General features: G+C 53.5%; 10 protein-coding genes. All 10 read left to right on the forward strand.

What is annotated here, in order from left to right:
- A partial coding sequence (locus QE270_RS01565) for a TonB-dependent receptor (RefSeq protein ID WP_300034163.1) occupies nt 1–1,569 on the forward strand: 1,569 nt, incomplete at its 5' end.
- Between the two features lie 174 nt (nt 1,570–1,743).
- On the forward strand, nt 1,744–2,562 hold the full coding sequence (locus tag QE270_RS01570) for a type II secretion system protein N (RefSeq protein WP_300034165.1): 819 nt from the start codon (nt 1,744–1,746) through the stop codon (nt 2,560–2,562).
- A gap of 2 nt (nt 2,563–2,564) precedes the next feature.
- Complete coding sequence (gene gspD, locus QE270_RS01575) at nt 2,565–4,751, forward strand: type II secretion system secretin GspD (RefSeq protein WP_300034179.1); 2,187 nt, start codon at nt 2,565–2,567, stop codon at nt 4,749–4,751.
- A 35-nt stretch (nt 4,752–4,786) separates the two neighbouring features.
- Complete coding sequence (gene gspE / locus QE270_RS01580; RefSeq protein ID WP_300034181.1) at nt 4,787–6,304, forward strand: type II secretion system ATPase GspE; 1,518 nt, start codon at nt 4,787–4,789, stop codon at nt 6,302–6,304.
- Nucleotides 6,297–7,514, forward strand: a complete 1,218-nt coding sequence (gspF, locus tag QE270_RS01585) for a type II secretion system inner membrane protein GspF (protein WP_300034167.1) — start codon at nt 6,297–6,299, stop codon at nt 7,512–7,514. The genes gspE and gspF overlap by 8 nt, the downstream gene beginning before the upstream one ends.
- A gap of 2 nt (nt 7,515–7,516) precedes the next feature.
- Nucleotides 7,517–7,993, forward strand: coding sequence for a type II secretion system major pseudopilin GspG (gene gspG, locus QE270_RS01590; protein WP_300034169.1), 477 nt, complete (start codon nt 7,517–7,519; stop codon nt 7,991–7,993).
- Entirely contained in the window at nt 7,971–8,459 is a 489-nt protein-coding gene (locus QE270_RS01595; protein ID WP_300034171.1) for a GspH/FimT family pseudopilin, read from the forward strand. Before gspG ends, QE270_RS01595 begins: the two co-directional genes overlap by 23 nt.
- Complete coding sequence (gspI, locus tag QE270_RS01600) at nt 8,440–8,832, forward strand: type II secretion system minor pseudopilin GspI (protein WP_300034173.1); 393 nt, start codon at nt 8,440–8,442, stop codon at nt 8,830–8,832. Before QE270_RS01595 ends, gspI begins: the two co-directional genes overlap by 20 nt.
- The gene (gspJ, locus tag QE270_RS01605) at nt 8,829–9,473 is read left to right on the forward strand and encodes a type II secretion system minor pseudopilin GspJ (protein WP_300034175.1); all 645 of its coding nucleotides are present in this window, start codon (nt 8,829–8,831) and stop codon (nt 9,471–9,473) included. The genes gspI and gspJ overlap by 4 nt, the downstream gene beginning before the upstream one ends.
- On the forward strand, nt 9,470–10,459 hold a 990-nt coding region (gene gspK, locus QE270_RS01610), incomplete at its 3' end, for a type II secretion system minor pseudopilin GspK (RefSeq protein WP_300034177.1). The genes gspJ and gspK, both read left to right, overlap by 4 nt.

A 10,459-nucleotide genomic window follows, 5' to 3' on the forward strand; every position in this document is an offset into this window, starting at 1 on the left:
GGCAATATTGATCAGGGCACCGCTGATGTTATGCGCCAGAAGACAGCGTGGTACGAACGTCAGCTCGCTAATACGCAAATTGTCGGCGAATTTAAAGTCACACCCGATCTGCGGATTGATATGCGCGGTGCCTATGCAAAATCGCAACGGGACGCGCCTTATGAATTATCGACGGAATATGTAAGAACGAATGCATCTTCTGATCCGACTGGAGCCTATTTTGTCAACGTTCTTAACCGAAACCGCGGTGATGCGCGGGTCATTTTTTCGAAACTGACGGAAGAGCTGATCTCTGGCGGTGTCGACGTGACGTACAAAATCACGCCTGATATCGGCATAACATTCGGTAACGCTTACTCCGACACTGACCGCATCAGTTCGCGACGCGAATTTTTCTTCGACGCAAGTGCCCTACCTTCAGGCGTAGGCATGCTGCGAGCTGATCTTTTGTTGCAGCCAAAGATTATTGATCTTTACAAGATTTCTTTGTTCGAAGGCGATGAAGGAAACCCAGCTTTTGAAGCTAAGTTGCGGACATGGGCGGGTTACGGCAAAATCAACGCGCAGATTGGTGATATGTTCAACCTCGATGCCGGCGTTCGTTGGGAAAAAGCCGAGCAGTCCGTGGTTCCGATCCAGGTATTTAAAGTACCCGGCGCGTCGGGTGCGGCGACCGACTTGTCGCGCCAATATTGGTTGCCGGCTGCTACGGTTACAGTCGACCTGACGGATCAAATGAAAGCCCGTTTCAGTGGGTCTAAAACGATCGCGCGCCCCCAGTTTCGCGAGTTAATCAATCAGCCATATTTTGATCCAGACACAAACCGTGCCTATCGCGGTAACCCGCTGCTGATAGATAGTCAGCTTTACAATGGTGAGGCTCGGTTTGAATATTATTTTGCGCCAGAGCAACGCTTTTCATTTTCGGCATTTTATAAGAAGATCAAAAATCCAATTGAGGCATTTGTTACTAATGACTTTACGACGTCGTTCGCAAATGCCCCAGAGGCATCGCTCTATGGTGCAGAAATTGATGTCCAGAAATATGTCGATCTTAGCAACTTAAGCAGCAGCGATTTCTTTGCAACGCGGCGGTTGGTGTTGGTTGCAAACTATACCTACACTAAGTCAGAGTTAAAAGTTCAGGCTAGTGACAAGACAAGCTTTTTCGGAGCATTTTCCACTAAAGCGACAGATTATTTCCAGAACGGTGCGCCGTTGACCGGCCAGTCGGACCATATTGTTAATTTCCAAGCCGGTATCGAAGATACGGATAAGCTGTCACAGTTAACGTTCCTGTTCACTTATTCCAGTGATCGCGTTACCAGTCGCGGCATCAACGGAACGCCGCCTCAGCCAGATGTCGTTGAGCGCCCAGGCTTTAGGTTGGATCTTGTTGGTCGGCAGGGAATTAAAATTGCCGGACAGGAGGCCGATTTGAAGGTCGAGCTTCGCAACCTTACTCGCACGAAGTACAACGAGTTCCAGCAGTCAGGCAATAACCGCGTCATATACAACCAATATGATCCGGGAATGAGCGCGTCTATCGGGCTTAGTTTCAACTTCTAAAGCAAATATCTTCCCCCCACACTTGCGGCGGCGTGTTCATAAGCATGCCGCCGTAATTTGTTGCTTTCCCGCATATCAGGCGTTCATAGTAATGAAACTGTCTTATTACCTTCACTTTTACGTCATAACGGCAGCTTAGTCCGCTGATATCGGCGGATTCGCGCAGGAGACTTTGTGGCATTATCGTTGGCTGAAAGGGTTAAAGTGCAATCACGCCGGCTGACGTCATTGCAAGTTGGTGCAGTGCTTTTCGCCTTGGTGTCTGCTTTATGTGCTGTTCAAACTGCGCGCCTAATTTGGGTGACGGTCACACCTATTGGACCAACCGCGCAATGGAGTGCTCCGGGCATTAATCTTGTTCCGTCGGCTGCGCGGGTTGCGCTTTTTACCGGTTTCGACCCTTTTTATCGCATAGATGCTTCTGCTGCGACGACCCAGAATGTGACATCGTTAAGCTTGGTCTTATTTGGCGTTCGGACGAACGAGAGTTCCGGCGGCGGGTCGGCAATCATTGCTGGCGAAGATGGCATTCAAAATAGTTACGCGGTGGGAGAGGAAGTTGCGCCAGGTGTTACGCTCGATACCGTTGCTTTTGACCATGTTATTTTATCGCGCGGCGGCGTCAAAGAGTCCCTGTATCTTGACCAATCGGTTCCCGCGGAAACTGTCAGTCCATCGGGAACATCGTCGCAAAATGCATCCTCCCCTCCTAAAGATGGAGGGTTGAATGCTGAGACGCTTCAGAAAGCTATCGGCTTTGCCCCGCGCAACGAAGGCGGCCGTGTCACTGGCCTTGTCTTGCAGGCGCGAGATGACGGTACGATGTTGCGCCTCGCAGGTTTTCTTGCGGGCGATGTTGTTGTCGGGGTCAACGGACGTCCTATATCTTCGGCGGCAGACATTGCCGCGCAATTACGGCCAGGTGCCCGCTTAAGTTTTGAAGTCGAACGTGGCGGTTCGAAGGTCCCGATAGCTCTAAATTTGGAACAATAGTGATCCGTAAATTTACCTCATTGCTGGCATGCAGCACGCTTATCCTTTCCGCTCCATTGGCTGCGCAGCAGACTTTAAATGTCCGCGACGCCGACATCCGCGCTTTTGTGCAGGATGCTGCGCGCGTAACAGGGCAAACATTCATCGTTGACGGACGTGTAAACGGGAAAGTTTCTGTCGTCACCGACCGCCCGCTGTCGCGTTCCGAATATTTTGAAGTATTTTTGTCGACGCTGCGCGCAAATGGATTGGTTGCTATTCCCATGCGTGGCGGTGGCTACCGCATTCAACCTTCCGATGGAGCAGCCACGCAACCTAGCCGGATCGGCAGCCAAGCCGCTACTGCCAGCCAATTTGTGACCGAAGTTTTCCGGTTGCGCTCAATTGACGCTACGAGCGCGGTAGAAACGCTTCGTCCACTTATCAGCCGAGAAGGCTCGCTTACAGCAAACCGTAGCGCCAATAGCCTTGTTGTTGCCGATTATGCCGACAATATCCGTCGTATCCGTGACCTCATCCGCCAAATTGATCGCGACAGTGCTGCTACCCAGATTATAAATTTAGACAACGCTGGCGCGCGTGAAATCGCAACTGCGCTGCAAGGGTTAGCTGGTCAAGGTGGCGGGGAGGGTGGACGATCACCCGTCTCGATTGCTGCGGTTGATAGCAGCAACGCTATCGCTTTGCGGGGAGACCCAACCTCGGTTGCCCGCTTTGCCGCAATGGCAAAGCAACTGGATGCCCGCGCGCAATCCGGCGCCGAAATTCGTGTGTACCGACTTGAATTTGCGAATGCCGAAACACTATTGCAAACAGTTCAGTCGCTCATCGGTGGTCAGAGCGGCAATTCTCAGTCCGGTGATCTACCTCCAGTTGCTGCGGCAACCAGTGGCGGTACGCCGGCGCCGGTATCTGCACCTGTAATTGCATCAGCCTCTGGTTCGGGCGTAAACGGCATTGGCGGGCGCGGACCCGTAGTCGTGACACGCTATGAAGGCACAAACGCCCTGATCGTTGCTGCCAATCCAGAGGTGCAGCGCACTTTGGGTGAACTTATACGCCAGCTTGATACTCGGCCTGAACAGGTTTTGGTAGAAGCTATCGTTGTTGAAATCGGCAATGAAGCCGCGAAAAAGCTTGGTGTTCAATTCCTTGTGGGCGGCAAAGACGCGCCATTTGCGGCAACCAATTATACCAATGCAACGCCCAACATCTTGACCATTGCGGGTGCCGTCGGTGCCGAGCAACTGTCGCGCACAACGACGACTGTAAATGGGAATACAACCACCACAGCAACCAACAGCGCTTTGGGCGATGGATTGCAACAAGCAGCGGCCGCCTCAATATTGAGCGCTACAGGCGGTTTCGGTGGTTTTGCGCTTGATGTGGGCAAAAATGCTGTTTTCGGCACCATCATCAACGCTATTGCAGCGGACACAGAATCCAACCTGTTGGCAACGCCGCACATCGTGACGCTGAACAATCAAAAGGCAAAGTTCCTTGTTGGCCAAGAAGTGCCCGTTAGCACCGGCGAACAATTGTCAGCGAACTTCGAAAATGCGTTCCGAACTGTGCAACGGCAAGAGGTTGGTATTAAGCTTGAAGTTACCCCGCAGGTTAATGCGCAGGGCGATGTAAAGCTGTTCCTGAAGCAAGAGGTGTCTAGCGTCGCCGGGCCGGTATCTTCTCGCTCAAGCGACCTCATCCTTAATAAACGCGAATTTGAAACTACGTTGACTGTTGGCGATGGTCAGTTGTTGGCAATTGGTGGCCTGCTCAATGATGATGAACGGCGTACAATTGAACGTATTCCATTGCTGAGCGACATTCCCCTTATTGGTGAGTTGTTCAAATCGCGCAGCCGGAGCCGCAGCAAAACTAATTTGATGGTGTTTATTCGTCCTACAATTTTACGCAGTCGTGAAGATGGCGACCGCTTAACGGCACGGCGCTATGACTATGTGCGCGACATGCAACGGGTACGTAACCCCGATATGGAACCCAGTATTGATGAACTGTTGCGTGATTATATGGGCGCGACCTCCCCTACAGAGCCCAGTGCGGGGGTAAATGACGTCATGATCGGGGCAGATGGTAATTTGACCCGGCCACCTGCAAGCGGTCCGCTTCAACCGACAGAGGTGCCGCCAAGCTCTGTTTCCGCAACCAGCGGGGATGGACAGTCGTGATACGCCAGGGGGTAACACCTGAACACGATATATTGGTGGATGCCGCCCCCGCAGGGCAGCTGACTGCCGCGCATGTTAAGCCATTGCTTGATTTGCCTTATGCCTTTGCGAAAACACACGGTCTGGTGATACGTCACGAAAGCAACGACCGTTTGGTGGTTGCGATGCGCGAGGGCGCTGATCCAATCATGCTGCTTGAGGTGCGTCGTTTTTTGGCAATGCCATTCGATGTTGAAATGTCGGATAACCAAACATTTGACCGATATTTGTCCGACCATTACGCCATGGACGGCAGCGCCGCGGCGATGGCGGGGTCGATCGGGAACAATGACGGCGATTTATTGTCCGACATGCTGCCGAGTGCCGATGATTTGCTCGACAGTGCAGACGACGCGCCTGTCATCCGTTTGATCAACGGCATCATCGCTGAGGCTGTTCGGCAGGGCGTATCCGATATTCATATCGAGCCATATGAAACGGGCCTTGTTATTCGCATGCGCGCCGATGGCGTCTTGCAAGAACGGCTTCGCTTGCCAGCCAATGTTGCGCCTGTGGTCGTCAGCCGTATCAAGGTCATGGCGCGGCTAGACATCGCAGAGCGGCGTATTCCACAGGATGGTCGCATTGGCCTGACGCTTGGCGGAAAGCTGGTGGATGTTCGCGTATCAACATTACCAAGCCGCGCTGGAGAGCGTGTGGTGATGCGTATCCTCGACAATGAAAATGCGGGCATATCGCTTGACCTTCTGGGCATGTCTGAGGATGCGCTTGTAATCTTGCGCGAAGCGTTGGCTGAACCCAATGGCATTATCCTCGTAACTGGCCCTACAGGGTCGGGTAAGACCACTACGCTATATGCGGGCCTGAAACGTTTGAATGACGGCTCGCGCAATATCCTGACGGTTGAAGACCCAGTGGAATATGCCGTCGAAGGCATCGGCCAAACCCAGGTGAATGCAAAAGTAGGCATGACATTTGCCGCTGGTTTACGTGCGATATTACGGCAGGACCCCGATGTTGTGATGGTAGGCGAAATCCGTGACCGCGAAACTGCCGACATTGCCGTTCAAGCTGCGCTGACGGGTCATCTTGTGCTGACTACGGTCCACACAAATGATGCCTTGGGTGCGATTACGCGTATGCGCGATATGAAGGTTGAGCCGTTCCTGCTTGCCTCAACATTACGCGCAGTTATCGCCCAGCGTCTTGTGCGCAGGCTGTGCCCAGCGTGCCGCAAAACGGTTCAAGCCGAGGGTAATGCTGCATCCTTGCTTGGTTTTGATAAAGGCACAGCTGTATACAAGGCAGTTGGCTGCGCTGATTGCAACAACACCGGATTTCAGGGCCGTATTGGTGTGTTTGAGGCGGTGCGCGTTGATGACACCATCCGGCGTCTCATTAATGATGGCGGTGATGAAGCCATATTGGCGCGACATGCATTTGTGAACCAGCCTAATCTGAGCGCCGCAGCGCGTAAGTTGGTGCGCAGTGGGGAGACCACGCCGGAGGAAGCCATTCGCATTTCGCGCCGTGAAGACATTGTTGATGCCTGAATTCGCCTATCATGCGATCGACACGGATGGGCGCGAACGGCGCGGACGCATATCTGCGGCCAATGATGACATGGCGCGTGAACAACTGGTATCAAAGAAGCTGTACATTGTCGCCGTTACGCCAGCTGAAGCGCGCGCGTCGGCCTTTGCCAACCTGCCTTTCAAGCGGCAGGCACGGCTCAGTACAAAGCAACTTACATTGTTTACGCGGCAATTGTCCTCATTGGCTCAAGTGTCGCCCTTGGAAGAAGCCTTACGTACGATTAGCCGCCAGAGCGAACAGCCCCATGTCCGCCAGATATTAACGGATGTGCATGCAGGCGTTGTCGAAGGGCAGCGTCTGTCAGAAGCAATGCGGCGCGAGAGCAATAGCTTTCCTGCATTGTATCGCGCGATGATCGCGGCAGGTGAAGGGGCGGGCACCTTGCCATTGATCACAGAGCGCCTCGCGGTGTTGCTTGAACGACAGGCTGAAATGCGCGGTAAGCTCATTGGTGCCCTTGCATATCCAGCGATTTTGTCACTTGTAGCAACATTGGTCGTTATGGGATTGATGGTTTCGGTTGTCCCAAGGGTCGTTGAACAGTTTGACAATGTGGATCAGCAGTTGCCGCTGATTACGCGCATCGTGATTGGTATTTCCGCGTTTTTGGCCAGTTATTATTGGGCGCTCATTCTCGTTTTTGTCATTGGTGCGTTTCTGTTCGCACAAGCTTTGAAGCGGCCCGCTTTCCGTATGTTTGTTGACCGCAATATTTTACGCATTCCCCTGCTGGGAAAACTTTTGCGCAACCTGCATGCAGCGCGCATGGCGCGGACATTGGCTACAATGGTCGCAAGCCGATTACCTCTGCTGGAGGGGCTACGTCTTACGGGCGGCACCATTCGGAACAAGGTACTTTCTGGCGCCAATAACGATATTGTCGAAGCTGTGCGCAGCGGAGGTAGCCTGTCGGGCGCGATGCGCACCAGCGGCGTTTTTCCGCCGCTTCTAGTATATCTTACCGCCAGTGGCGAGAGCGCTGGTCAGCTTGATCAGATGCTTGAGCGCGCTGCCGAGTATCTGGAGCGCGAATTTGATAACTTTACCAGCACAGCGTTGTCGCTGCTTGAACCACTTATCATTGTGGCGATGGGTGGCGTTGTCGCCGTAATAATATTGGCAATTTTACTACCTATACTTCAACTTCAAAACCTTTCGGGACTTTAGACATGCTCCGCATATTGTTTCACCTGCTCACTGACACAAATCTTCCACCTGCCAAGTTCAGGCGGAAAAAGAGCAAATTAGAACGCAACGGATTTACGCTTGTCGAAATGATGGTGACGTTGTTTATTTTAGCATTGCTGACCACGATTGTCGCGATCAATGTTCTGCCGAACCAAGATAAGGCCATGGTGCAAAAGGCAAAGGCTGATATTGCAGTGCTGGGTCAAGCGTTGGAAACCTATCGGCTCGATAATCTGACCTATCCAGACTCAGGAGCAGGCCTTCAGGCTTTGGTTACGCCGCCCACTATAAGTGGAATGCGCACCGAGGGCTATATCAAAAAACTACCGATGGACCCATGGAACCGCCCTTATCAGTACAGCATGCCCGGAAAAAATGGTGCTTTTGATATCTATTCGCTTGGTGGCGACGGCGCGCCTGGTGGCGAGAATGAAAATGCGGATATTTACGGCGCTTAAGACGCCGCCTTCTGCAAATATCAAGCGAAATGAGCAGGGCTTTACGTTGGTAGAGCTGATGGTGGTCATATTCATCATTGGCATCGCCAGCGCCGCAGTTGTGATGACGGTCGGGTCGCCAGAGCGCGGTGTGCGCCATGAGGTGGAGCGCTTTGCCGCCCGGGTAGCGGCGTTGCGTGACAATGCGATCGTGCAGTCACGCAGTATGGCGGTCACGATCCGTCCCTCAGGTTACGGTTTTGAGAGCCGGAACAATGGTGTATGGGTTCCCCTGTCAGAGGCGCCCTTTACATCTACTGACTGGCAAAGCGGTACATCTGTTCAGATGTCAGGCGCGCGTCAAATGCGCGTTGCGTTTGACAGCACCGGCACGCCCTCCAGCGCCGCTAACATCATTATCAAGCGTGACAATGTTGCGGTGACGCTCGCGCTGGCCGCCACGGGGGATGTCCGCGTTGTTCGTTAAGTCCCAACCACAGCGCAACGGTTTTACCTTATTGGAAATCATGGTCGCTTTGGCAATATTTAGCCTTGCAGCTTTGGCGATGGTTCGACTGCAGGGATATTCAGTGCGCTCGACAGCCAATTTGGCCGATAGCGGCATGGCGTGGCAGGTTGCGCGCAATGTGGCGGTTGAAATATTGTCTAACCCCGCGCCACCCACTTTAGGCGAAAGGCACGGCGAAGAGGTCAATGGCGGTCAGAAGTGGATATGGACAGCAACCGCCAGTCCAACCGACGACAGTCGTCTCGTGATGGTTGAAATTGTGGTCACAGGCTCAGGCAACGCCGCGCTGCGTAAGGCCCGCTTATCCATCGCAAGGCCAATTGAGCAGTGACCAATGTCCGCAGCACAGAAGCTGGCTTCACGCTGATTGAACTGCTGGTGGCGCTGGCTATTTTTGCACTGATCTCCGTTGCAGGCGTCATGCTTCTGCGTTCCGGCACTGACACGCAAATTGCCGTGAAAAAGCGCTTGGAGGAAATGGCGTTATCACACCGTCTAGCCAACAGCTTGGAAGGCGATCTGGCGCAAGCTATTGCAAGGCCAGTGCGCGATCAATCAGGACAAGCTGTGCCGGCTTTCACGCAAGGAGATGCGACCGTTACCGGCGCATTATTTGGATTTGTTCGGGCAGGTTGGTCCAACTATGATGCAGCGCCAAGGGCAGGCCTGCAGCGCGTGGCTTATGTTTTGGAGGACGGGGCGCTTAAGCGGTTAAGTTGGCCGATGTTGGATGGTGCTGCCCCCGGAGATGCGGCAACTTTGCTCGAAAATGTTACGTCCGCGAATGTCGAGTATCGCGATGATAAAGGGCAGTGGCGTGGTGACTGGAGCGCTGCAGATGCCAATGCTTTGCCGCGAGCGGTTGCGTTGCGCGTGACGGTGAAGGGCAGGGCAGAGGAACGTTTGCTCTTTCTCGTCGGGCCGCAAACACGCGTTCCGCCGCCCAGCATTGAAACAAGCCCTAATCAATGATGCCAGCTAAACCCTCGGAACGCGGTGCTGCCTTGCTGTCGGTATTGTTGATGGTGGCGGTGCTGGCTGTGATTGCCGCTACAACGCTTGACCGGCTGACGCTGTCGAGCAAATTGACGTCAAATGGTAACGCTCTGGCGCAAGCGCGGATGTTTACCTACGCCGCAGAAGCAATTGCGGTCGCACGGATTGAGGACCTGCTGGCGCGCGATGCGGCACAGACTACGCTAGAGGGTGACTGGCTCGGTAAACCGCAAAGCTTACCTATTCCTTTGGGTTCAGCGACCGCGACGCTACGTGATGCCGACAATTGCTTTAACTTGAATAGTCTGGTGACCGACGCAGATGGGCGCTATCTGGCAAACGCAACTGGCACGACACAGATGACATCGCTTATGGTCGCCTTGGGCACTGATGAAAATACAGCGCGCAATATAGCCTCAGCGGCTACAGATTGGGCGGACAGTGATACCACGCCAGTTACCAATGGTGTGGAAGATGACGCCTACCGGTCCGCGACAACACCCTATCTGGCTGCCAATAGGCTATTCGCCCACCCGAGTGAGCTACGGGCAGTGAAGGGCGTAACGCCAGCTGTTTATGCCAAGCTTCAGGACTGGATTTGTGCACTGCCTAAGTCAGCTTTATCTCCGCTGAACGTAAACACATTGCTGCCCGAGCAAGCACCATTGTTAGCGATGCTATTTGCGCCGGGTAAGATGAACCTATCGACCGCGCGCAGCTATCTCGCCAAGCGGCCTTCGAATGGCTATGGCAGTCTTATTCGATTCTGGGCCGCACCTGAACTTGCGGCACTTGAGCCGACTTCTCAGGTGCAAGGGCAAATTAAACTGACGAGCAACTATTTCCTTTTGAACACGCAAGTTTCATTTGGCGAACTGACCCTTGCTGGACAATCGATGATTGTAGCTTCTCCTGTGCCTGCGCCTGCGCGTGTTGTCTGGCGCAGCTGGGGGCATGAGGAG

Origin of the sequence: Sphingorhabdus sp. (assembly GCF_029865925.1) — a bacterium.
GTDB lineage: Bacteria > Pseudomonadota > Alphaproteobacteria > Sphingomonadales > Sphingomonadaceae > Sphingorhabdus_B.